Source organism: Acinetobacter sp. NBRC 110496 (assembly GCF_000876115.1).
GTDB lineage: Bacteria > Pseudomonadota > Gammaproteobacteria > Pseudomonadales > Moraxellaceae > Acinetobacter.
On the sequence record NZ_BBTF01000050.1, the window covers coordinates 1 to 23,781 of the forward strand.

General features: G+C 40.4%; 18 protein-coding genes and 2 pseudogenes. 10 read left to right on the forward strand and 10 right to left on the reverse strand.

All coding sequences use genetic code 11. The annotated features are described in order from the left end of the window. The 4 genes and pseudogenes from Aba26S_RS17110 to Aba26S_RS21685 form a co-directional block, all read right to left on the reverse strand. A partial coding sequence (locus Aba26S_RS17110; RefSeq protein ID WP_288143883.1) for an ESPR-type extended signal peptide-containing protein occupies positions 1–2,955 on the reverse strand: 2,955 nt, incomplete at its 3' end. A gap of 405 nt (positions 2,956–3,360) precedes the next feature. Beyond that, positions 3,361–4,152 (reverse strand): OmpA family protein, encoded by a 792-nt coding sequence (locus Aba26S_RS17115; RefSeq protein WP_005269997.1) that lies wholly within the window; start codon positions 4,150–4,152, stop codon positions 3,361–3,363. Between the two features lie 60 nt (positions 4,153–4,212). Further along, positions 4,213–7,107 (reverse strand): annotated as a pseudogene (locus Aba26S_RS17120) (YadA-like family protein); the annotation flags it as partial. Continuing rightward, positions 7,104–7,175, reverse strand: a pseudogene (locus tag Aba26S_RS21685) (ESPR-type extended signal peptide-containing protein); the annotation flags it as partial. The pseudogenes Aba26S_RS17120 and Aba26S_RS21685, both read right to left, overlap by 4 nt. A 485-nt stretch (positions 7,176–7,660) precedes the next feature. Between Aba26S_RS21685 and Aba26S_RS17130 the strand changes: the two are divergent. From Aba26S_RS17130 to Aba26S_RS17150, 5 genes are all read left to right on the forward strand, one after another. Continuing rightward, on the forward strand, positions 7,661–8,248 hold the full coding sequence (locus Aba26S_RS17130; RefSeq protein WP_005243307.1) for a 5-formyltetrahydrofolate cyclo-ligase: 588 nt from the start codon (positions 7,661–7,663) through the stop codon (positions 8,246–8,248). A gap of 144 nt (positions 8,249–8,392) precedes the next feature. Continuing rightward, positions 8,393–10,822: an endopeptidase La gene (gene lon, locus Aba26S_RS17135; RefSeq protein WP_005243308.1), complete on the forward strand. Its 2,430-nt coding sequence runs from the start codon at positions 8,393–8,395 to the stop codon at positions 10,820–10,822. 318 nt (positions 10,823–11,140) lie between these two features. Then, positions 11,141–11,620, forward strand: a complete 480-nt coding sequence (gene rlmH, locus Aba26S_RS17140) for a 23S rRNA (pseudouridine(1915)-N(3))-methyltransferase RlmH (RefSeq protein ID WP_005243309.1) — start codon at positions 11,141–11,143, stop codon at positions 11,618–11,620. Positions 11,621–11,719: 99 nt separating this feature from the next. Then, positions 11,720–12,493 carry a class III extradiol ring-cleavage dioxygenase gene (locus Aba26S_RS17145; protein ID WP_005243310.1) on the forward strand — a complete coding sequence of 258 codons (774 nt, stop codon included), beginning with the start codon at positions 11,720–11,722 and terminating at the stop codon, positions 12,491–12,493. Between the two features lie 190 nt (positions 12,494–12,683). After that, positions 12,684–13,790: an META and DUF4377 domain-containing protein gene (locus tag Aba26S_RS17150; RefSeq protein WP_005243311.1), complete on the forward strand. Its 1,107-nt coding sequence runs from the start codon at positions 12,684–12,686 to the stop codon at positions 13,788–13,790. Between the two features lie 88 nt (positions 13,791–13,878). Here the strand turns inward: Aba26S_RS17150 and gdhA are convergent, their stop codons facing one another. Continuing rightward, positions 13,879–15,225 (reverse strand): NADP-specific glutamate dehydrogenase, encoded by a 1,347-nt coding sequence (gdhA, locus tag Aba26S_RS17155; protein WP_005243312.1) that lies wholly within the window; start codon positions 15,223–15,225, stop codon positions 13,879–13,881. Between the two features lie 387 nt (positions 15,226–15,612). Between gdhA and Aba26S_RS17160 the strand changes: the two genes are divergently transcribed. Both Aba26S_RS17160 and nth read left to right on the forward strand, forming a co-directional pair. Then, positions 15,613–16,410, forward strand: coding sequence for an RnfABCDGE type electron transport complex subunit B (locus Aba26S_RS17160; RefSeq protein WP_005243313.1), 798 nt, complete (start codon positions 15,613–15,615; stop codon positions 16,408–16,410). Next, complete coding sequence (gene nth / locus Aba26S_RS17165; protein ID WP_005243314.1) at positions 16,411–17,097, forward strand: endonuclease III; 687 nt, start codon at positions 16,411–16,413, stop codon at positions 17,095–17,097. On the opposite strand, the gene Aba26S_RS17170 is transcribed toward nth, so the two are convergent. The 4 genes from Aba26S_RS17170 to Aba26S_RS17185 form a co-directional block, all read right to left on the reverse strand. Next, positions 17,094–17,276, reverse strand: coding sequence for a hypothetical protein (locus Aba26S_RS17170; protein ID WP_005243315.1), 183 nt, complete (start codon positions 17,274–17,276; stop codon positions 17,094–17,096). The genes nth and Aba26S_RS17170 overlap by 4 nt on opposite strands. A 62-nt stretch (positions 17,277–17,338) precedes the next feature. Further along, positions 17,339–17,992, reverse strand: coding sequence for an adenylate kinase (adk, locus tag Aba26S_RS17175; RefSeq protein WP_004652141.1), 654 nt, complete (start codon positions 17,990–17,992; stop codon positions 17,339–17,341). Between the two features lie 83 nt (positions 17,993–18,075). Continuing rightward, on the reverse strand, positions 18,076–19,389 hold the full coding sequence (locus tag Aba26S_RS17180) for a membrane protein (protein WP_004652140.1): 1,314 nt from the start codon (positions 19,387–19,389) through the stop codon (positions 18,076–18,078). A 61-nt stretch (positions 19,390–19,450) separates the two neighbouring features. Continuing rightward, on the reverse strand, positions 19,451–19,969 hold the full coding sequence (locus Aba26S_RS17185) for a hypothetical protein (RefSeq protein ID WP_005243317.1): 519 nt from the start codon (positions 19,967–19,969) through the stop codon (positions 19,451–19,453). A gap of 240 nt (positions 19,970–20,209) precedes the next feature. Here Aba26S_RS17185 and mrdA point away from each other — a divergent pair, with 240 nt between their 5' ends. Together mrdA and rsmD are read left to right on the forward strand one after the other, a co-directional pair. Beyond that, a complete protein-coding gene (gene mrdA, locus Aba26S_RS17190) occupies positions 20,210–22,246 on the forward strand; it encodes a penicillin-binding protein 2 (protein ID WP_005243319.1) in 2,037 nt (678 codons plus the stop codon). After that, the gene (gene rsmD, locus Aba26S_RS17195; protein ID WP_005243320.1) at positions 22,246–22,794 is read left to right on the forward strand and encodes a 16S rRNA (guanine(966)-N(2))-methyltransferase RsmD; all 549 of its coding nucleotides are present in this window, start codon (positions 22,246–22,248) and stop codon (positions 22,792–22,794) included. Before mrdA ends, rsmD begins: the two co-directional genes overlap by 1 nt. On the opposite strand, the gene Aba26S_RS17200 is transcribed toward rsmD, so the two are convergent. Next, positions 22,791–23,195 carry a hypothetical protein gene (locus Aba26S_RS17200; RefSeq protein ID WP_005243322.1) on the reverse strand — a complete coding sequence of 135 codons (405 nt, stop codon included), beginning with the start codon at positions 23,193–23,195 and terminating at the stop codon, positions 22,791–22,793. The genes rsmD and Aba26S_RS17200 overlap by 4 nt on opposite strands. Positions 23,196–23,417: 222 nt before the next feature. On the opposite strand from Aba26S_RS17200, the gene Aba26S_RS17205 reads away from it, so the two are divergent. Next, positions 23,418–23,768, forward strand: a complete 351-nt coding sequence (locus Aba26S_RS17205) for a hypothetical protein (protein WP_005243328.1) — start codon at positions 23,418–23,420, stop codon at positions 23,766–23,768. The last annotated feature ends 13 nt before the right edge of the window (positions 23,769–23,781 follow it).

The window sequence follows — 23,781 nt, forward strand, 5'->3', positions numbered from 1 at the left end:
ACTATTCGCAATCGCTGTACCTGTGCCATCAACAAACTTGACACCATCTTTACTTATATTAATGCCACCAGCCGCATCTTTAATAACTAAACCACTGTTATCTAATTTACTATTCCCAGTGGTAACAGAAGTAAAGTTAGGGTTATCGCTGGTTGCAACGGTGATATCCTTACCATTTTGCGTAATTGCAACATTCTTACCTGCAATAAACTTCACTTCTTGGTCTGGGGAAACCTGCGTTGAAGCATTACCTGATACGGTTCCACCAGTTATAGCGCCAGTGTTAACTTTCCAACCTTTATTTGCATTACTTGCAACATCACTTACGATTTTTAATTGGTCTTCTGTTGCTGCTTGACCAGATGTGGCTGTACCACTCCAAGCCTTATTCGTTAATCCGCTAACTGTACCTGTTGTACCATTAATCGTTACAGGGTTCGTTCCGGCACCACTACCGATGGTAATGTTGTTCGCTAGGCCAAGTTGAACACCGCCTGCAACTGTTGTGCTGGTGATGTTACCGTCGCCTTTAACATTAATATCACTGCCCAACGCATAGTTGTTCTTGCCTGTTGTGCCACCAAAGTTGATGCCTTTATCTGCTGTTGTTTTAGCTGCGTCTGCTGTGCTTTTTACACTCGTGATCGCACCATCAATGGTGTTCGAGCTTGTGCCACCAATGTTACTTGTGGTGATTGCACCCGTCGTTGCATCAATGGTCGTGTTGCCGCCAATTGCGGTCTTAACACTATCCGCTACGCCTTGTAACTGACCACCATTCACCGCATCTTTAGAACCAGATGTTATCGCGCCATTCGCAACATTACTGATCTTATTGTTACCCGCATTGATGCCTGTCTTACTGATACTTGGACTATTGGTAACAGGTGTTGTTCCATCTGCCTGTACAAAACTCAAACCATTGTTGTTAATAACTGTACCACCAGCATTAACACTATCAAATTTTACAGAGTCTGCTGTTGCAACAGTAATGCTAGTTCCTGTCCGAGAAAGCTTAATATTTTTGCCATCAATAAATTTAACTTCTGCGTCTTTACCTACGACTGCAGCAGTATCCGAATTGGTGTTTAACTTCCATGTCTGATTTTCTAAGCTAGTTGTACGATTATCAATATTCGTAATAGCATCACCAACATTCGTTTTTGTAGTACCACCTACATTATAAGTTGGGGTTGTAACTGCCCCCGTCGTTGAATTATAAGTTGAACCACCACCTAAAGCAGCAGCAGTATCAGCACCTTGCTTATCTGTTATTACTTTGAATTGTTTTAATTGCGCAACTGTTACGCCATCAGAGTCTACGGCACCATCTGCCAAATTAGTTAGACGACGTTTAACATTGTTAGTGCCATCACCAACTGAAATTGTTCCTTGTGTTGTTGCCCCTACATTTGTTAAAAATGAAGAGCCTGTTTGTGCGGAAGCAACTGATTTTTGCCCTAATGCAATACTATTATCACCTGTGACTTTTGCCTCTGCTCCAATAGCAACACCTGACGTAACACTACTACCAGCTCCTCGCCCAATAGATACAGCATCCGTTTTTGTTGCAATAGAACCACTACCAATTGCAACAGAACCTTCTCCACTTGCTAACGATGTACTACCTATAGCCAAGGCATTATTTGCTAGTGCAGCTGTTGCAGTACCAATAGCAATCGCACGCTGTCCTAATGTGACTGACCCGCCGTGTCCTAAAGATTGATATAATGCATTCGCTTGTTCAGCGGTTAAAGTTTGTCCGTTGTATGATCCACCAGTAATCGCACCAACTGTACCTGTCGTTGCATTACCAGTTCCAGCAGCCTGATTAATTGTTATTGCAACACCATCCACTGTTCCAGTTAGCGTACCGGCAGTCCCTCCTAGGGTATCTTTTACTGTATTAGAACCATTAAAAACTCGAGAACCGACCGTTTTATTAGTTATTGTACCTTGCCCTAAAGACGTTGCTAATTGAATAGGTGCATTTGTACCGCTTGTAACATTCGTTGCACCATTACCAATAGATAAACTTTGTTGTCCCAATGCGGCACCACGGACACCAACCACTGCTGCACCTTGTTCTGTTGCACCAGAGAAGGCCCCTATAGTCATCCCTTCATCTTTTAACGATTGAGAACCACCACCAAAAGCAATTGCGTCCCGCCCAGATGCTTTCGTTTGCCCAACAGTTTGATATGCTGCCCCAGCTTGGCCAGCAACTACAGAAGCATTATCAATATCAGGTGAACCAATCGCAATACCACGATAACCTGTAGCTGTTGCTGAATGGCCAATAGCAAGAGCACCAGTTCCTGTTGCTGCAGCTACATTACCTATAGCTTGAGCATAATCTGCAGTTGCAGCAGATTGACGACCAATTGATAAAGATGTATTTCCTGTCGATAAAGCCGCGGCACCTATTGCTACTGCAGCAACATTATTTGCAGTTGCGTATGTCCCTATAGCAGTAGCTAATCCCTGATTTGCATTTCCAGCAGAAGCACCTGTACCAATCGCAGTATTACCACCAGATGTAGTATCAAAAGTTACTCTGCTGTTACTAGTACTAGTATTATATGGATTGGATCTATCCGCAATTACAGAGTCCTTTGCTCCAGCAATACTAGAACATCCTATTGCTACTCCATTTGTAGTAGTCGCAGATGCTGTACAAGTATTAATATTGGTAATATTAGACCCACTTTTAGTCGGGGTTCCACTAACCTCAGTACCTGCATAAACCCAATTAGGGGCAACAATAGTAATTACTGCTAATGATAAAGTCTTTAAATTTATTGTTTCGGAATGACTCTTCTCATTAGACTCTTCTACAGTCGAAATTCCCCCAACCTTCCCGTTACTACCTTTTACTTTTCCCTTAGCAAGTTCCGAAACCGCTACCCAAGCACCCAATGAGGCGTTCCATACAACCTTATAAACCTTATTCATAATATTTTTCCAAACGCAGATAAAAGTTACAACGTGTTCACTTATGTGTACAAGTCTGTCTACTAAGTAAAGAAATGTAATTTATTACTATTAAAATAACTTTTTTAAAATGAGATGTAAATCACATTAGTACATGTTGTACATCTATCAATTCACCAATTTAAATTAAAATTTTAATTTATAAAATTAAATATTACAAATCAATAGTTAATTTTTAACTACAAGTAAAAAGTAAATCGCATAATCTTCACATTATGCAAATTTATATACAAAAAAAGTCGATACATGATGTAAATTGACATTCTCCTCCTAAATTTATGTTCAAATTTCGCATTAATATTTGTATCTAAATGTCAAAAATAAAAAAAGCCAGCATAAATGCTGGCTTTTCTGATTTGAAAAATTTTACCAAGTCACATTAACGCGTCTATTCGGAGCTAAACAGCCAACCAATTGTGCATTTGCCTTATTACCTGTACATTGCTGATATATATCAGTTTGGCTATTGGCTTGAATTTGAATACGATTTGCATCAATACCTTCATTCACCAATAATTTTGCCACTGTATTGGCACGTTGTGATGAAAGTTGCTGATTATAAGCAAACTTACCTAATGGGTCAGCAAAACCTGCAACTAAAATTGGTCCAGTTGAATTACTTTGTTTGATACGCTGTGCAATTGAAGTTACAGAACTAGAACCTTGTTCGATCGCAGCAGTATTAAAACGGTCAAAAGCAAAGAATACACTTCCAGAACGTGTACCATTTACATTTGCATCATTTGGAACTTGGTTATTCGCACCCCAAGCCATTAAGCCCTCACATGCTTCACCTTTCCAAGACAATCTTTCCGAAAGATACTTCTTATCGAAATCGACACGTAATTGGCAACGTAAATAGTCTTGGCTATTTGGCTGACGAATATCTAAAACATAGTTCCAAGTTTTTACAAAGAATACGCCTTCGCTAAATTGAGGATGGCCCAAAATGTGACGAATTTGATCTTTGGTCAGACCTGTGTCTAAACGTGCAACATTATCATATTCATAACGCTGTACTTGTTTTAAATAACTTTTCTCAACCGCTGGAAATTTAATTTCTTCTTGCTGAGCCACAACTTCTTCTTGTGCAAAAGCAGTGGTTGTTGTTAAACCGACAAAAGTTGCCATCATCAAAATTTGAATATTCTTGTTCATTTCTTTACTCACAATATCTGTTGGATAAGGAGAGTCTAGGACTCTCCTTATTGAGGGCAATTAGTCAATAATTGTACTTACACCAATACGTACCAATGGGCTACCTTGGCTGCCTAAAGCAGCACCCGTTGTCAATGACCAGCGACCATTATCTGCAGTACGACGGAACGTCACACCCACTGCATTTTGATCGTTATAGTAAGCCGCGCCGACTGCCATAGTTAACTTACCTGGCACATAAGGTGCTTGCTCAAGTGCAGCTGTCGCAGCAATACCCGCAGACATTTTGTCTTCCAAATTGTCGATACGTTTGTTGGTGTCGTAGAACACTTGTTGTAACTGATCACCAAGGTTGTTGATCTTGTTACCCAACTCTTGATTTGATTGATTCAAAGTTCCAATCGCATCATTGATATTGTTCTTACCTGTACCACCGATATTGTTGGTCGTAATACTGCCATCTTGATTAACAACAGTCTCTCCACCAATGCTGTTCTTTATACTGTTCGAGATGTTATGGATCTGGCCACCATTCACGGCTTGGTTAGAACCCGCTTTGATTTCACCGTCCTTAACACCTTGCACCACACGATCACCATCTTTACCGGCCATATTGATACTTGTACCGCCTGTATCTTTACCAACGGTAATTTCACCATTTGGCGTCTGTTGCTGAACTAGGCCAGACTTACCATTGTTGATGTTATTGATGTTGTTATTGATGTTCTGAATATCATTTGAGTTTTTATCAACTTGCTTCTGAACATCCCATAACTGACCACCATTTACAGCATCTTTAGAGCCTTCTTCAACCTTACCATCAGCAACATTTTTCAGGTTTGTGCCTTTATCACCACCACCTAAAGTCACAGAGTTTTTATCAACATTGCCATCTTTGTCTTTGTCATACTTCACAGCGTTGTCTGACAAGTCACCGATTTCTTTGCCAATTTGATCTTTAACATCATTGATTTGCTTATCAAGCTGACCTTTATTGACCGCATCTTTTGCATCAACACCATCAGCGACATTGATAATTTTCTTACCACCTGCATCAATACCGTTAATTGTGATACTTGGACCACCCTTAATCGTTAAACCATTGTTATTAATAACGGTGTCGCCAGTGGTGATACTGTCGAACTTCGCATCTTTCAACAATTCAACTTTGATACCATCTGCTGTGGTACGGGTAATCACGTTTTCACCGCTGGTCTTGTCTTCTGCTGTTGCAGCATCAGCGCCACCAACAATGTTTAACTTCTCACCCAACTTACGATGAACATCTGCACCTGCATTACCTGCAAAGTTCAGACCTTTATTGGTCAGATCATTAACACCTGTAGTAACTTTGTCATCTACCGACTTGATTGCATCATTGATGTTGTCTTTACCAGTTCCACCAATGTTATTGGTCGTGATGCTACCGTCTTTATTAACAGTCGTATCACCACCAATGCTGTTCTTGATGCTGTCAGAAATATTCTGAATCTGACCGCCATTCACCGCATCTTTAGAACCATTCGCGATTGAACCATCTGCAACATTGGTAATGACTTTATTACCTGCATTGATGCCATCTTTGGTAATACTTGGACCATCTTTAATGGTTAAACCCTTGTCGTTTAATACAGTATCACCAGTCGTGATGCTGTCTAAATTAAGGTCTTTCTTGGTTGAAACTTCGTAGTTGGTACTACCATCTTTATTGGTCGTCTCTTTAACAACGATGTTGTCGCCTTCAGTCACTGTGGTTTTCGCTTTAGTTGCAGCGTCTTTCACATTGCTGATTGCATCATTGATGTTGTTTTTACCTGTACCACCAATATTGTTGGTTACTATACTGCCATCTGGATTAACCGTTGTGTTACCACCAATGCTGTTCTTGATGCTGTCAGAAATATTCTGAATCTGACCACCATTCACTGCATCTTTTGAACCTTTGGCAATTGAACCATCAGCAACATTGCTAATGACTTTATCGCCTGCATTGATGCCATCTTTAGTGATGCTCGGACCATCTTTAATGGTCACACCCTTGTCGTTTACTACCGTGTCGCCAGTGGTGATGCTGTCGAACTTCGCATCTTTCAACAATTCAACTTTGATACCATCTGCTGTGGTACGGGTAATCACGTTTTCACCGCTGGTTTTGTCTTCTGCTGTTGCAGCATCAGCGCCACCAACAATGTTTAACTTCTCACCCAATTTACGATGAACATCTACACCAGCATTACCTGCAAAGTTCAAGCCTTTGTTAGTCAGATCATTAACACCTGTAGTGACTTTGTCATCAACTGACTTGATTGCATCATTGATATTGTCTTTACCTGTGCCACCAATGTTGTTGGTGCTGATGCTGCCATCTGGATTAACCGTTGTGTTTCCACCAATGCTGTTCTTGATGCTGTCAGAAATATTCTTGATCTGACCGCCATTCACTGCATCTTTAGAACCATTCGCGATTGAACCATCTGCAACATTGGTAATGACTTTATTACCTGCATTGATGCCATCTTTAGTGATGCTTGGACCATCTTTAATGGTTAAACCTTTGTCGTTTAATACCGTATCAGCAGTCGTGATGCTGTCTAAATTAAGGTCTTTCTTGGTTGAAACTTCGTAGTTAGTACTACCATCTTTATTGGTCGTCTCTTTAACAACAATGTTGTCGCCTTCAGTCACTGTAGTTTTCGCTTTAGTTGCAGCGTCTTTCACATTGCTGATTGCATCATTGATGTTGTTTTCACCTGTACCACCAATGTTGTTGGTGCTGATGCTGCCATCTGGATTAACTGTTGTGTTTCCACCAATGCTGTTCTTGATGCTGTCAGAAATATTCTTGATCTGACCACCATTCACCGCATCTTTTGAACCATTCACAATTGAACCATCAGCAACATTGCTAATGACCTTATTACGAGAACTTTTGATTTGGTTTTTGTTTTGCTTTTTGCGAGTTCTGATGTTGCAACCCATGCGCCAATCGATGCATTCCAAACCACTTTATATACTTTATTCATAAAAATTCTCAGATAATTACTACAGTTATTGATGGTCTAAAAATGCCAATGAGCATTTTTAGTTCGGTGCTAAAAAAAGAGTCGCGGATGCTAATAAAACCAATGAAACTGGTAAAGTATGAATAAACATTTTTATCTATAAAGTGAGATATATTTCTCATATTAACAAAACAAACAATTGATTAAATATTTGATTAAAATAATAAAAATAATTATTTGTTTCATTTTGTTTTTATTGTGTTTTATTTTATAAAGAACATGAAAAATAGAGTAATTACTCTTTAATGTATTAATAAATAATATTCAATACCTCAAACACCCATTAATTATTGGAATAAATAATTAAAACCATATTTGTTAGAATAAATACAGATTGATATATAAGTTATTAATTTTACTTAAAAGTATAAAAAGCTTTGATTTTAGAATTCAGACAGTAAATCAGGTATGATTGCCTTTACCTCAAAACAGTTTTTTTAAACCTTATGAGTCAGACATTAAACACATTAAGAAAACAACTCCGTTCAAAAAGAAGACAACTCTCTCATTACGAACAAAAGAAAGCTGAACAACGTGTTTTGGTTCAACTTAGACAATTTACTCGATTTAAATCCGCATCAAAAATTGGACTTTATTTACATGCCTTTGGTGAAGTACATACCGATCAACTGTTAAAGCTTTGTTTTAGGCAAAATAAACACGTTTACTTGCCCATGATTTGTAATATGAATCAGCATTTAGTTTGGGTAAAAGTGAGCTCGAGACAATATTTAAATAGGAGATTTTCCCATCACCCCCTAGGAATGAAAGAGCCGATGGCAAGTCGTGGCAAACATGTTTCATATTTAGACTTACTCATTATGCCTTTATTGGCTTGTGATCAGTTTGGAACACGTATTGGCATGGGCGGCGGCTATTATGATCGAACCTTGGCATCAGCCAAACATCGTCCTTATCGTCTTGGTCTTGCTCACACATTTCAATATGTTGACACCCCGCTATTAAGGCAGAAATGGGACCAACCATTAAATGCCTTACTTTGCCCTAAAAAGTTTTATTATTTCATGCCTTAGCATGCTTTTTTTCTTATTTCCGCAATGAATCTTGAGTAATTTAGTCTTTTTTTTATATTTTCTAATCCCACCCCCTTGTATTTTTTCAAATGCACATCACTATAAAAAACATGGCAACACCGTTGTCACTCATTAGGAGTGCCCATGTCTGAATATATCTTAAACAATGAAACTAGCTTAGAGCCACAGGTTCCAAGTGTATTACCACTATTAGCGTTACGTGATGTTGTGGTGTATCCACACATGCAAATCGCGCTATTCGTGGGTCGTGAAAAATCGATCAATGCAGTGGATGTGGCTCGTAACAGTGACAATTTAGTATTTGTAGTTGCGCAAAAAGATTCGCTCACAGAAGAAATTGATCACGATAATCTCTATCAATATGGAACCGTGGCTAAGATCGTACAAGTAGTCAATCATGAAAATGATGAAAACTGCATTAAAGTACTTATTGAAGGTCTACATCGTTCTAAGTTAGAACGCATTATTGACGGAGAAGAATACTTAACAGCTGAACATCATTTAAGCCCAATGACATTACCTTTGGACGAAGAGACCCAAGAGACTCGCTTAAATGAATTACGTACCCTATTCGCTCAATATGCAGAAGCGAAACTACGTAATGCACGTGAACTCGTTGCAGCAGCAAACAAAATCGAAGACTTATTGCAATTGATGTTCTTCGTTGCAACTCGTGTACCTTTAAATATTGAAGTGAAACAAAAATTTTTAGAGCACGACGAGTTTGAAGATCACTTACAAGAGTTAATGAGCTATTTGATGAATCAATCTGCTGAACAGCAAATTGAGCAAACGCTGCATGACAGTGTAAAACGCCAAATGGAAAAGAACCAACGCGAATACTTTCTAAATGAAAAGATGAAAGTCATTCAACGTGAGCTTTCCGATATGAATGGCGGTGCTGAAGATGACGTTGCCGAAATTGAAAAACGTCTTGCTGAAGCTGATTTACCTGAACACGTCCGCAAAAAAGCTGAAGCTGAGTTTCGTAAACTGAAAGCGATGCAACCTGCGTCTAGTGAAGCGGCGGTGGTACGTAACTATCTAGAAGTGATTTTAGATACACCTTGGAACAAAGCCAGCAAAGTCAGTATTAACCTTGCGAAAGCCCAGGAAATTCTGGATACAGATCACTACGGCTTAGATGACGTTAAAGATCGTATTGTTGAATACTTGGCGGTTCAGTCTCGCGTTAAGAAACTCAAAGGCCCGATCTTATGCTTGGTCGGCCCTCCAGGGGTTGGTAAGACTTCTCTGGGTGAATCCGTTGCCAAAGCAACTGGTCGTGAGTTTGTTCGGATGGCACTCGGTGGTGTTCGTGACGAAGCTGAAATTCGTGGTCACCGTCGTACTTATATAGGTGCGATGCCAGGTAAAATCGTACAGTCATTGACCAAGGTTGGGGTGAAGAACCCATTATTCTTGCTCGACGAAATCGACAAGATGGCTCAAGACTACCGTGGTGATCCAGCTTCTGCATTGCTTGAAGTCCTTGATCCATCACAGAACAGTAAGTTCAATGATCATTACTTAGATCTTGATCTTGACCTTTCAGAAGTGATGTTCATCTGTACAGCGAACAGTATGAATATTCCTGAAGCCTTACTGGATCGTATGGAAGTGATTCGTCTACCGGGTTATACCGAAGATGAAAAAGTGAATATTGCTGAACGTTACCTTGTTCCAAAAGCAATCAAGAACAATGGCCTACGTACAAAAGAGCTAACTGTTCATGAAGAAGCAATCCGCGATATCGTACAACGTTATACACGTGAAGCCGGTGTCCGTAGCTTAGAACGTGAAGTCTCTAAAATTGCCCGTAAAGTCGTGAAAGAGGCCGTCAGCAAAAAGTCTAAAAACTTACAGATTGACGTCACTTCTGCCAATCTTCCTGAATACCTAGGTCCACATAAGTTTGACTTCGGTATTGCAGAAGATGAAGCACAAGTGGGTCGTGTCAATGGCTTGGCTTGGACTTCAGTCGGTGGTGAGTTACTCACTATCGAAGTAGCAGCAGTAAAAGGTAAAGGTAAATTCATTACTACCGGTTCACTCGGTGATGTCATGAAAGAATCGATTACCGCTGCGATGACTGTGGTACGTACCCGTGCCGATGAATTGGGAATTGAAGCATCACGTTTTGAAGAAACAGATGTCCACGTTCACTTACCTGAAGGTGCAACACCAAAAGATGGTCCATCTGCTGGTTTGGCACTGACCACTGCCCTTGTTTCGGCATTTACAGGTATTCCAATTCGTCCAGATATTGCGATGACAGGTGAAACGAGTCTTGGTGGTCGTGCGATGCGTATTGGTGGCTTGAAAGAGAAACTTCTTGCAGCTCACCGAGGTGGAATTAAACTGGTGTTTATTCCACAAGATAACGTCCGCGATTTAGCCGAGATTCCTGACAATGTGAAAGAAGGACTAGAAATCAAAGCAGTGAAAAGCATTGATGAAATCCTACCTTTAGCTTTGACAGACACGCCAAAACCTTTACCGAAGACACCTATTGTGAAACCGGTAGAAGATGCGAAAGCTGCACGTCACTAAGTAAATGATTGTAAATAAAAGAGAGCTTCGGCTCTCTTTTTTTGTTACACAATGCGGTTGAAAAACAACCAATATCTTGCATAATAAAATAGAGTCGATAAAAATAAAGGCTAAATTTGACTCTGAACTCATTTTAGCGTCATCCGAACTCCAGACGGATGACACTTTGATCGCAGCTCATACGCATTTTGAGCTGCGTTTTTTATGAGTCATTTATTTGAGTCTTTTGTATTATTTATGACTAGATAAACCACGCCCTTCCGCCATAAACCAGTAACAGCGTTATAATAGCTGTCATTTCTTTAATCAAACGCGCTTATGAAAATTCGCATTCTCACCATTGGTCAAAAAATGCCGGCTTGGGTGTTAACTGGGTTTGAAGACTATTTCAAACGTATTCAACCCTTTGTGCAAACGCAAGTCATTGAGCTCCCAATGGCAAAGCGTGGGAAAAATGACTCTGCAGCCGATATTTTAAAATATTGCCAAATTGAGGGTGACAGCATTTTAAATGCACTTAAGCCCAATGAGACTTTGATCGCTTTAGAGGTGGGTGGTCGCGAACTGAGTACAGAAAAACTAGCTGACACGATGAAGCAATGGATGCTCGAAGGCAACGATATTGCGCTTGCGATTGGTGGACCTGATGGTCATTCCGAAGCTGTCCGTAAAACTGCAGCTTGGCATTGGTCACTGTCAAAACTCACCATGCCACATCCAATGGTTCGAATTCTTCTCATTGAACAGCTTTATCGTGCCATGAGTATCAATCATAACCACCCTTATCATCGGGCTTAAACTGTTCTGATTTTAGAACAATATGTTGAATTTTAAGGGATATCATTGCTGTACAGAATTTGTCAGGATAATCATATATCCCCTTTCAGGTGTTTATTTATGGACTTGCAGACTTTACCCGGATTATTTATTTCTCATGGTTCGCCCATGCTGGCACTTGATCCCGAACAAGTGGGTCCTGCACTGTATCGCCTGAGTAGCAACTTACCCAAGCCTCAAGCAATTATCGTCATGTCAGCACATTGGGAAAGCCAAGCTTTAGAAGTCAATACCTCAACACGCCCAGAAACCTGGCATGACTTCCGCGGCTTCCCACCTGAGCTCTACAATATCCGCTATCCTGCAGCGGGTGCACCCAAACTGGCAGAAGAAATATTAGCTTTATTTGCCGAAGCGGGTATTCCAGCTCATGCAAATAGTACTCGTCCACGAGATCACGGCGTTTGGATGCCGCTTTTACACATGTATCCAAATGCGGATATTCCCGTGATTGAAATTTCACTGCCTCTTTATATGAGTGCTGATGATATCTACCGTATTGGAGAAGTGCTTTCACCTTTACGAGCACGACAAATTCTGTTGATTGGTTCAGGCAGCATCACGCACAATCTAGCTGAGTTATCATGGCATGCTGATGCCGATGTACCTACATGGGCCAGTACGTTTCGCAATACTGTCGTCAGTAAACTTAGTCACCAAGATTTTGATGCTGTACTGAATTGGCCATCATTGCCTTATATTGAGCGTAATCACCCAAGCCTTGAGCATCTTGCACCACTATTCTTTGCAATGGGTACGGGTCATCGTTTCAATATTGTGCATAGTAGCTTCTCGATGGGTTCATTGGGAATGGACATTTATCGTTTTGACTAAATAACCAACTACATCACAAAATTACAAAATAGGCTTGAACCAAATAGCAGCAAGCCTATAAATCTTCTATATTTTCCAAAATTTTACAAATAGAAACATTTAACGAACTTAACTCCTAAACGGATACCATGTTCTCTTTTTAAGAATACTTTAAGCTTATGTCTGTTATTTACTTATCGTTGTTTTGAATATGAAAATCAAATATTTAGTTCTTGCATTAATTCCGCTTTCGTTAATGGCGTGCCAAACTGTGCAAAATGTGACTGATAATGTAATTTCTCAAATTAATACAACTGCTGCAAAAAACTTAGTTGAATATAACTGGACTTATCAAGGTTCTAAAGCATCAAAACCTTTGGTTTTATCATTTAATGCTGATCAACAACTTGCAATCCAAACAGGTTGTAATAACCAAGGTGGTACTTGGAAAATTGAAGGCAATAAAATTGTAACCTCTCCACTTGTATCTACCATGATGGCTTGTGCTGATGATTTAATGCAGCAAGAACGTTTATCTGCTGACATCTTTAGTGAGAAAAAGGTACCATTTGAAATCAGCACAGTGAATGGTCAAGCTATTTTGACTGTAACAGATAGCAAAGGTCAAAAACATGTATTTACAGGTGCAAAAGTGGCAAATAGCAATGTATTAACCAACTACACATGGTCATATCAACCTGCTGATACTAAACGCCCGATCGTATTAAGCTTCTTGGACAATGATCGTTTATCTGTAAACACAGGTTGTAACCGTCTCAACACATCATGGAAAGTTGAAAATGGTTTGATCGTTACAGGTGATGGCGCATCTACATTAATGGCATGTGAGCCAGCATTGATGAAGCAAGAACAATTTGCAGGTGAGCTTCTACAAAAACGTCAAATCGCGTTTGAAGTCAATGCAGCGAATCCAGAGCAACCAACCTTAGTGATTGCTGATGCCAAAGGTCAAAAATATACTTTTGTAGGTAAAATGACACCTGAAGCAAAATACCAGTCTGAAGGTAAAACAGTTTTCCTCGAAATTTCACCAGAAACTAAATCATGCACAGGTGTTGCACCACAAACCTGTATGCAAGTTCGTGAAATTAAATATGATGACAAAGGTTTAAAAACTTACGCAGACAAAAATTGGTCATTGTATTACGGTCAAATCGAAGGTTTTGAGCACAATCCACAACAACGTGTGATTGTACGTGTTAAACGTTTTGACATTAAAAACCCTGCTGCTGACCAATCAAGTATTGCAGACGTACTCGATATGGTTGTTGAACAAGAAATTGTGAAAAAACCATAATTTAATCGTATATATAAAAAATCCGATGCTTTGTCATCGGATTTTTTATGGCAATCCCTCTTTAATAAAGAAGGATTGAGAGAGATTTTTAATAAATTCCCTGCGCGAGAATGGCATCGGCAACTTTTACAAAACCCGCAATATTCGCACCATCGACATAGTTGATCGTACCATCTTGCTGAGTCCCATATTTGACACAGTTGCGGTGAATCTCTTTCATAATCGCATGCAAGCGTTCGTCGACCTGTTCAAATGACCAGCCCAAACGATTCGCATTTTGCGACATTTCCAGACCCGAGGTTGCAACACCACCCGCATTCGAGGCTTTCCCTGGCGCATACAAAATCTTTGCTGCAATAAATTTTTCAACGGCAGCAAGCGTTGATGGCATATTGGCACCCTCTGCAACACAGATAACACCATTTGCCAATAAAGTTATAGCATCCTCAGCATCCAACTCATTCTGAGTTGCACAAGGGAGCGCGATATCAACTGGAATATGCCACGGTGTTTTTCCTTCAAAGTATTCAAAACCATGTTTCGAAGCAAACTCGGAAATACGACCACGTTGGATGTTTTTCAGATCCATGACTTCTTCCAGCAACGCTTTAGTAAAGCCATTTTTTAAATAAACCGTGCCATTTGAATCCGATAGCGTAATGACTTTAGCCCCTAAGAACATCGCCTTTTCAGCAGCATACTGTGCAACATTGCCTGAACCTGAAATCGATACTGTTTTATTGGCAAAGCTCTCACCACGGATTTTCAACATTTCTTCAGCAAAATATACTGTGCCATAGCCTGTCGCTTCTGGTCGTGCCAATGACCCCCCAAATGAAATCCCTTTGCCCGTGAATACGCATGAGGTGTCATTACTGAGCTTCTTCATCATGCCTGTCATATAGCCGACTTCACGACCACCGACGCCAATATCTCCTGCCGGGATATCTGTATTCGGACCTAGATGTCGATATAACTCAAGCATCAAAGCTTGGCAAAAACGCATAATCTCAGCTTCAGATTTGCCTTTAGGGTCAAAATCTGCCCCTCCTTTGCCACCGCCCATAGGTAAAGTTGTTAGTGAATTTTTAAAGGTTTGCTCAAAACCTAAAAACTTTAAAATAGATAAATTAACAGAAGGATGGAAACGCATCCCGCCTTTATATGGCCCAATCGCTGAATTGTATTGCACACGAAAACCACGATTGACATGAGTCTGGCCTTGATCATCCATCCATGACACGCGGAATTGAATCACCCGCTCAGGTTCAACCAATCGCTCTAACAAACCATACTGAGCATATTTAGGGTTCTTCTCAATAAATGGCCACAAGCTGGTCATGACCTCTTCAACCGCCTGTAAAAATTCAGGCTGATAAGGATCTCTTGCTTTAACATAATCCAGAAAGTCATTTAAGCTATTGTATTTCAACATTCACCCCCGAGTTAATGAATTATCTTGGTGCGAAAAATGCACCAAAACAGGATTCTGTCCCTATTAAATACAGATTACTATTTCATCACAATATTTTTTTTACATTCAACTTTTTTATCAATCAAAATCATAAACTTGAATCAAAAAATGTTCGTTATTTATATAATAAATATAAGTAAATTCAGTTTAAAAAATACCAATATTTTCATACCACAGCTCAAGAAACTCCATTTATACATAAAAATGCACCAAAAATTTTCACTATTAGCACCATTGTTAAGCATTCCATTTTTTCTATTTTTCATTTTGATATTTGAGATTGCGTCGCCGTGCTAAAGCATTATTTGCTATACTAAGCTCCCTATTTTTTTGCTTCATTCTTGATACATGTCACCTTCTGCACAACACGCACTTATTGTCCAAATTGACCAGCTTTTACCACAGACACAATGTGGTTTATGTGGACATCGTGACGGCTGTTTACCTTATGCAAAATCAATTGCTGAAGGTGAAGAAGCAAATAAATGTGTGCCTGGTGGACAGCCCGTTGCAGATGCACTCGCAGCGTTATTAAAACGTGCTCCCCTAACAGCTGAACCGAGTGTTTGGGATATTCAAGCTGATGGTCGACCACAACGGATCAAGGCAGTCATTCGTGAAGATGAATGCATTGGCTGTACCAAATGTATTAGTGCCTGTCCTGTCGATGCGATTATTGGTAGCGGCAAATTAATGCACAGCATTTTGACTGACCTGTGTACTGGTTGTGAATTATGTATTCCACCTTGTCCTGTGGATTGTATTGATCTGGTTGCAGATACCAAGCCATTACCAACCACAGACCAACGTACAGCTGAACAGGATGATTTAAGACAGCGTTATTACGCCCATATCCAACGCGAAGAAGCACGCCGTCTCAGCCGTAAAGGGCCAATTGTTCGTGCAGAAATTGATGTTGAATTCTTTGCTCAGTTCTCTCAAGCATTGAACAATGTTCCTGTGATTACCCTGACGGAGAAACCCAAAGAAAGCACGACGTTGGATGCAAAAACAACCATTGAACTGGCTAAACTACGCACCCAAGTTAAAAAACTGGAAAAGCAGCTCAGTGTTCGTGCCGATGAGTCAAAGCAAGCACAATTGCTTGCTTTACAACAACGTTTAAATGAATTGCAGGACATCTAAATGCCCGTAAAAAATATGACCAAAAAGCAGATTCAGACTTTTTTTGAACGTTTGCGTGAACAACGACCTCATCCACAGACTGAGCTGAACTATTCCTCTCCTTTTGAGTTACTGATCGCTGTGTTGCTGTCTGCCCAAGCAACCGATGTTAGTGTCAATAAAGCAACGGATAAACTCTATCCTGTTGCCAATACCGCTCAGGCTATATTGAATCTTGGGGTCGATGGGCTAAAACAATATATCAAGACCATTGGCTTATATAACTCCAAAGCCGAAAATGTGATTAAAACCTGTCAGATCCTGGTCGATCAATATCAAGGACAAATCCCAGAAACACGCAAAGAGCTGGAAGCCCTACCAGGCGTGGGACGTAAAACAGCAAACGTCGTGCTTAATACTGCCTTTGGTCAACCGACCATGGCCGTTGATACCCATATTTTCCGTGTAGGCAACCGTACCGGACTCGCGGTTGGAAAAAATGTTTTAGAAGTGGAAGATCGCTTGATTAAAGTGATTCCGAAAGAATTTATCATTGATGCACATCACTGGCTGATCTTGCATGGACGTTATTGTTGTATTGCACGTAAACCCAAATGTGGCGAATGTATCGTTTCCGATGTTTGCAATTGGCCTGATCGATTTGAGTTTGGCGCCAATAAAACCATTGCAATAAAAAACCTCAGTTAATCCTGAGGTTTTTTTTGCTGTTGCAGTTTTGGATGCAACTGGCGGGTTTTGCCATTTTTCTTATTTTCTAAAGCTTGCTGCTGTTGTACATGACGCAGCATTTTTTGGCTTTGATATAACAAAAATAAGAGTAATACAAAACTCAGGATAACCACTAAGATCAGAACAACTTTGAGCACGGGTTTTCTCCAAATAAAAAGAGCCCTACGTTAAGAGCTCTTTTAAAAATCAATAGCTTAAATTATTTATCTAAGATTGCAAATAAATCAGCTTGAACATTTTCAATTGGACGTAAACCATCTAACTTGTCATACGTCGGCGCATTTTCACCAGAAGCAGCACGGCCTTGATAGAAGCCAACCAATTGCTCAGTTTCGCTGTGGTAAGAGCCAAGACGCTTACGAATCGTTTCTTCTTGGTCATCTGGACGTTGAACAAGGTCTTCACCTGTTTCATCATCTTTACCTTCCACTTTTGGTGGGTTGTAAACGATGTGATAAACACGACCCGATGCTGGGTGTTGACGACGACCAGAAAGACGTTGCACGATTTCTTCGTCAGGTACAGCAATCTCAATCACGTGATCAATGCTAATTCCAGCTGTTTCTAATGCTTCAGCTTGTGGAATCGTGCGTGGAAAACCGTCAAAGATACAACCATTTTCACAGTCAGGCTGAGCAATACGTTCTTTAACCAAGCCAATAATCAGCTCATCAGAGACCAAACCACCTGACTCCATGACGCTTTTCGCTTTTAAGCCAAGTTCAGTACCTTCACGAATTGCAGCACGGAGCATATCACCGGTTGAAATTTGTGGGATATTGTAGCGCTTACAGATCAACTGAGCTTGAGTACCTTTGCCTGCCCCAGGTGGTCCGAGTAAAATAATGCGCATAAAAGAACATCCTCATTTAAAAACAATAAATCTTAAATTGAGCAATATCATACAGACTTATCACTCAACCAACATCAAATTAATTATAAGAAAGCAACAAATAAGTGAATTAAACCAGCAAAGAAACCAGTTACTCCACCCAGTACAATCAAGATCCACTCATCTTCTTGGAACGCAGGACGCAATAGGTTCTGGAACTCTTTCGGTGTTAGTTCACGGATGCGGTCTCTAAACATTTGAAAGATCTTCTGCGCGCGACTTGCATTCAGAGCTGGGTCACATACTGGTCCCATGGTAATTTCAATTGAGCGATCAATCAAGTCGGTCTTGAGTCTAGCATACTCTCTTGGCCCTAATGATAGCTGTAATGAGGTTCTGACCAATGGAGTTTCCATGATTTCATTGATATGACGCTTGACAATACGACGTGTTTTGTCTTTTTTACTGCCGTACATCATTTCTGTCATGATTGACTTTAAAGTAATTAAATCTTCAGTCACGACACTGGCAAACACATCTGAAACCTCCTCCTGACGCTTCATAAAGGCACCTTGAACATTATAAGTACCAATCTTCAAGACAGGCACAATCCAAGGAAATTTACGATCTTTAGTCAAGCGGAAAATCTGTGGGTAACGAATATAGTGCGGCTCAATTGGGTTAAACACCATCCAGATGGCAATCCAGTTGGTTAAAAAGCCCCAGATCGCCGCCCAAAACGGTACGGTCCAGTGCCAAGGCACCACAAACCATACGATCATTTGAAAAATACCAAAGAACATCCCGATTAAGGCGCTGATATGCCAAATAAAATTGATCTCTTTCTGACCCACTTTCAGAAACATTCGCACCATTAAACGGCGGTCACCTTCCATTTGGCTGACCACCATTTCACGCATATCCACCAGTGACTCAACGTTCATGGTCAGCTCAGTCACTAGTTCTCTTAAGGTATTTGGTAATTGTTTATGGGCTTGTGCATAGATACGGCGTTTAATTGAATAAGGCAGGTTTTCCCAGAGCACCGCATTGCGATCAATCATCACCTCATCAATCAGATGCTCAAGTTCAAAACCGACTTGTTCACCAATAATCATTGCCATATCTTCTGGGTCCATGGCTTCTAAAAATTCACGCAAGGAACCCAGTTTAGATAAAGTATTATCGGTAATAATGCCTGAAATACGTCCAGCTTTCCGTGGCACAATCCCTTGCCAACCTACAGGTAATGGTCCTAAATGGAATCCCCAAAAGTTGATTGGGTAAAATACCATTTTCAATGCCATCCACACGTGCGCCCATGTTACAAAGGCGGTCACAGGGATGATACTCAAGACTGCCAGATGGTCAGGTCGATTTAGGAAAATCTGCCACAATTCATTGACGTAATCAAACATGCATGACTCTCTGAATTATTGATACATGATGGCCTATAAAAGGATGAACGTTAATTTCCTCTTATAAACCAAAACTTAAGGTATAAGAAAACTGAAGGACCGGCTCGGATTTTTTCACCGTATTGCCATTGCCGTCTTCTATTTTTTCTCGTACCCCTGCGCCCACACTGAATGTACTAATACGTTCACTATTCAACCAAACATAAGCAATATCAGCACCCACACCTAAATTGCCCTTTTGCTTACCGCCGTAGTTCTTACTGTCGAGATGTCCCGCATAGACGCCCAGATAATAGCCATTTTTATCTGTTCCCGTTAAATAGTATGGATAGCGGAAGCCAACTTGCGCACCAGGCTCATTGTCATCATTTAAAAATGCGCCTGCTTTGGCATAAGCAATACCATAAGGATTTACCCATTCAAGGTTGGCATGTAATAACTTTTTGGTAAAACCAGCACCCACATTCCATGTTGAAACGTTTGCATCTTTTAATTTAGGCTCAGGCTTAAACGGATTTTCGTCAGCATGGGCTAAGCCTGTAAGTGTTAAAACCGATAATAAAAGGCAAATTTTTCTCATTATTTTCTCCATTTTCCCTAAGAGTGTATTGGAAAATCCTATTTCGAATAGTTTGTGACTTTAACAGAATTATTTTGCTTCTAATATACAAGACCATACAATTTTCATGTCTGCAAAGTCAAAAACTGTCGCAGCATCATTTGCATGATTTGTTGAAAATTCTACAGTATGATCATGCAACTTACGTTAAAATGCGTAGCCTTGTTCCTCTCTCCATTTTTGTAATTAAGTCGACACCCTATGAAACAGCACTTTCCTTTAAAAAATATGCAACAAGAAAAGCGCATTTATAAGGGTCGTATCTTTTTTGCAATCTTTCTGGTGGCGATTTTTCTACTTTTGCTCATCTGTCGTTATGCATATTTACAGATTGTTCATTACGATGATTTTACAACCGCCTCAGATAAAAACCGGATTCGTTTACAGCCTCTAGCACCGGCACGTGGTTATATCTACGATCGTAATGGCGTATTACTTGCCGATAACTACCCAGTGTTCACAGCAACACTTAGCCGTGCCGATGTAGCAGATATTGATGAAACCATTAACCGTTTAATTCCAGTTTTAGGTTTAACTCAGGATGATGTTGATCGTTTTAAAAGCCGTGTCAAAACCGCTCGCAAAACAGAACGTCTTGCAATTAAGCTAAATTTAACGGAAGCGGATATTGCCAAATTCAGTGAAGTCAAATATGCCTTTCCTGGAGTCAAGATCGAAACCCAAATGACGCGTTACTATCCACATGGTGAACTGTTTGCACATGTGATTGGTTATGTGGGTCGTATCAATGATAAAGAACTGAAATCGATTGATAAGGACTTATATGCGGGCACCAACCTGATTGGTAAAATCGGGGTCGAAAAAAGTTATGAAGACTTGTTGCATGGGACGCCAGGCTATGAATCGGTCGAAGCTGATGCACACGGCAATGTCTTGCGTAATTTAGGCCGTCAAAATCCAGCACGTGGTAATGATCTGTATTTATCACTTGATTATGGTCTGCAAACCATTGCAGCAAAACAATTGGCAGATCGTCGTGGCGCAATTGTAGCAATGGATCCACGCACAGGTGAAATTCTGGCTCTCGTCTCTAGTCCAAGTTTCAATCCGAACCTCTTCGTGACAGGCATTAGCTCCAAAGACTATAGCGGCCTCCGTGACAACCTCGACCAGCCCCTCTATAACCGTGCGGTTCAAGGTGCTTATCCACCAGGTTCAACGATTAAACCGATGTTTGGTTTAGGGGGGATTCATTATGGTCTAGTCGATTGGAGTACTGCAATTTCCGATCCAGGTTATTTTTCACTGCCAGGTGACAGCCATCGATTCCGTGACCATAAGAAGACGGGTCATGGTTCAGTGAACATGCATAAAGCTCAGATCGTTTCTTGTGATACTTATTTCTATGTCCTGTCTTATCGAATGGGTATTGAAAAAATGAATGACTGGATGCGTCAATTTGGTTTCGGTGAAAAAACAGGTGTCGACTTGCCAAGTGAAAGTACAGGTCTCTACCCAAGTCCAGAGTGGAAAATGCGAACACGCAAATCCAAATGGCTTAAAGGTGAAACCATCTCAGTCAGTATCGGGCAAGGCGCCTTTACCTCCACGCCTTTACAACTGGCAATGGCAACCGCCATCACTGCCAATAAAGGTTCACATGTGACACCACATGTGCTCAGAGAAACTAAAGGTGCGAAAAAATTTAACGTCCACAATGCACCTGATGGCAAAATTAACTTCAATGGAACAGAACAAGACTGGATCAATATGCATGAAGCCATGGTCGATGTCATTCAATCGGGTACAGGTCGTGGTATCAAAGGCGGATTACAATATTCAATTGCAGGTAAAACAGGAACCGCACAGGTTAAAAGTATTGCCCAAGGTAAACGCTATAACGAAGCTGCGCTGTCTTCTCGACAATGGGACCATGGTTTATTTGTTGGCTTTGCTCCCGCTGATAACCCAGAAATCGCGATTGCCGTGGTATGGGAAAATGGTAAGCATGGTGGTTCAGCCGCCCAACTGGCACGTCCAATATTTGACTACTGGTTAGTAACACGTAAAAAGAACCCACTTCGCCCTGCAGGCCATCAAGTCAGTGGAGGATTAATGACGGCAGGAATTAAACCTGGCGAACTACCAAGTGGCAGTATTGCAACGACGGAACAAAATACACAGGCTGCATCAAGCCCTGTAACGTCTGTATCTGCGGCGGCCTCTAGCCCTGCTGCGAATAATATGCCTCAACCCGCGGATGGAATCACTGAATAATGAAAAATCAATTGCGTATTATTGGTGGTGAATGGAAACGTCGTAGCCTTCCTTTTGCGAGTATTGAAGGTTTACGCCCAACACCAGACCGTGTCCGTGAAACATTATTCAACTGGCTCATGTGGGATATTCAAAATGCACAGGTTTTAGATCTGTGTAGCGGTTCGGGTGCACTCGGCTTTGAGGCACTCTCTCGCGGCGCAGCAAAAGTCGTTATGATTGAGCCCAATCCAGCCCAAGCACGCTTTTTAAAAGATAATATTCAACTGTTAAAAGCAGAAAATTGCCAGTTGCTGGTCACAACAGCACAGTTGGCATTAAACAAGTTAAAAAATAACTTTGATGTCGTATTTCTTGATCCACCTTATGACCTTGATTTATGGCAAGAGCTTGCTGAACTTAGCAATCCGTTGATTAGTGATAAAGCCTTGATTTATGTCGAAGCTGATCGCGACCTAGCGCAACTCAACTTGCCCGCAACATGGCACAAAATCAAAGAAACCAAAGCGGGGATCGTCAGAGCGGGTTTGTATCAAAAAATCAGTTAAAAAATCCGTAACCAGAAAAACCGGATCAGTTGTCCACGATCAAAAGGAAAACTGGACAAATATTCATAACCGATCCGGTTGGTCTGATTCAGTTGATACATCATTCCATAGCCCACTGAAATCGAGAAATCATCCAGAGAAAGACTGCTGGTATCACCCGTCAACATCTTATGGTTAAAATGATTGGTTTGATACGCAGTATAGTTATAGACTCGCCAACGTTCATTTTGAAAAAACTGGTTATGCAAAACGGAATATTCTGTTTTCATCTGAGGATAAGCTGAATCAAACATTTCTTCGGTATCATCATGATCCTCTGCAAAAAAATTGTAGCCATCTGCATAAGACCAAGTCGTGAGGCTGCTCAATAGAGCAAATAAAAAAATGTACTTCAGTTGCATAATCCAGATATTGCTAACGGCGCTTATCTAGCATAACGCTAAAAATTATTTTGTATCAATCAATTAAATCTATTTTTTATCTTTACATCTTGAACCGATTGAAATTTTGCTTAGATCAAATGACTGAGCATCAAAATTTTATCGTGTCAGACATAAATAATTAATTTATAAAATTCATCATATATACAATAATAGCCCCTTTAAAATTTCACTTGATCGATCATGAAACTTTTGTACTTGCTCATTGTCACTGTGGGCTTAACCGGTTGTCTGTTTGGAAAATCAAACGAGGTAAAACGTGCAGAAAAAGTCCTACAGAGTTTTCAATGTAATAATATTGAATCTAGTGAGTTAGCAAACTCATCTATCTCAAATTTTTATCAGCAATCATTGGCTGTCAACAAGGAAAAAGCGGCGTCTTATATCGAACAATATAAAAATGGTGAAGATCTTTTTGACATTCCACTCGATGAGGTTGTAAAACAAAAATATCAACTCTATAAACAAGCATGTCAGGCACTCGGTGGCGTCTCTACAAATAAGGAAAACGTCACTGTAATGGCAACAGAGTAAGCACTATAAATAA

What these genes read in the sequence shown, in the direction of transcription:
- Aba26S_RS17115 (WP_005269997.1), bottom strand. Translation starts at nt 4,152, where the DNA reads ATGAACAAGAATATTCAAATTTTGATGATGGCAACTTTTGTCGGTTTA.
- Aba26S_RS17130 (WP_005243307.1), top strand. Translation starts at nt 7,661, where the DNA reads ATGAGTCAGACATTAAACACATTAAGAAAACAACTCCGTTCAAAAAGA.
- lon (WP_005243308.1), top strand. Translation starts at nt 8,393, where the DNA reads ATGTCTGAATATATCTTAAACAATGAAACTAGCTTAGAGCCACAGGTT.
- rlmH (WP_005243309.1), top strand. Translation starts at nt 11,141, where the DNA reads ATGAAAATTCGCATTCTCACCATTGGTCAAAAAATGCCGGCTTGGGTG.
- Aba26S_RS17145 (WP_005243310.1), top strand. Translation starts at nt 11,720, where the DNA reads ATGGACTTGCAGACTTTACCCGGATTATTTATTTCTCATGGTTCGCCC.
- Aba26S_RS17150 (WP_005243311.1), top strand. Translation starts at nt 12,684, where the DNA reads ATGAAAATCAAATATTTAGTTCTTGCATTAATTCCGCTTTCGTTAATG.
- gdhA (WP_005243312.1), bottom strand. Translation starts at nt 15,225, where the DNA reads ATGTTGAAATACAATAGCTTAAATGACTTTCTGGATTATGTTAAAGCA.
- Aba26S_RS17160 (WP_005243313.1), top strand. Translation starts at nt 15,613, where the DNA reads ATGTCACCTTCTGCACAACACGCACTTATTGTCCAAATTGACCAGCTT.
- nth (WP_005243314.1), top strand. Translation starts at nt 16,411, where the DNA reads ATGCCCGTAAAAAATATGACCAAAAAGCAGATTCAGACTTTTTTTGAA.
- adk (WP_004652141.1), bottom strand. Translation starts at nt 17,992, where the DNA reads ATGCGCATTATTTTACTCGGACCACCTGGGGCAGGCAAAGGTACTCAA.
- Aba26S_RS17180 (WP_004652140.1), bottom strand. Translation starts at nt 19,389, where the DNA reads ATGTTTGATTACGTCAATGAATTGTGGCAGATTTTCCTAAATCGACCT.
- Aba26S_RS17185 (WP_005243317.1), bottom strand. Translation starts at nt 19,969, where the DNA reads ATGAGAAAAATTTGCCTTTTATTATCGGTTTTAACACTTACAGGCTTA.
- mrdA (WP_005243319.1), top strand. Translation starts at nt 20,210, where the DNA reads ATGAAACAGCACTTTCCTTTAAAAAATATGCAACAAGAAAAGCGCATT.
- rsmD (WP_005243320.1), top strand. Translation starts at nt 22,246, where the DNA reads ATGAAAAATCAATTGCGTATTATTGGTGGTGAATGGAAACGTCGTAGC.
- Aba26S_RS17200 (WP_005243322.1), bottom strand. Translation starts at nt 23,195, where the DNA reads ATGCAACTGAAGTACATTTTTTTATTTGCTCTATTGAGCAGCCTCACG.
- Aba26S_RS17205 (WP_005243328.1), top strand. Translation starts at nt 23,418, where the DNA reads ATGAAACTTTTGTACTTGCTCATTGTCACTGTGGGCTTAACCGGTTGT.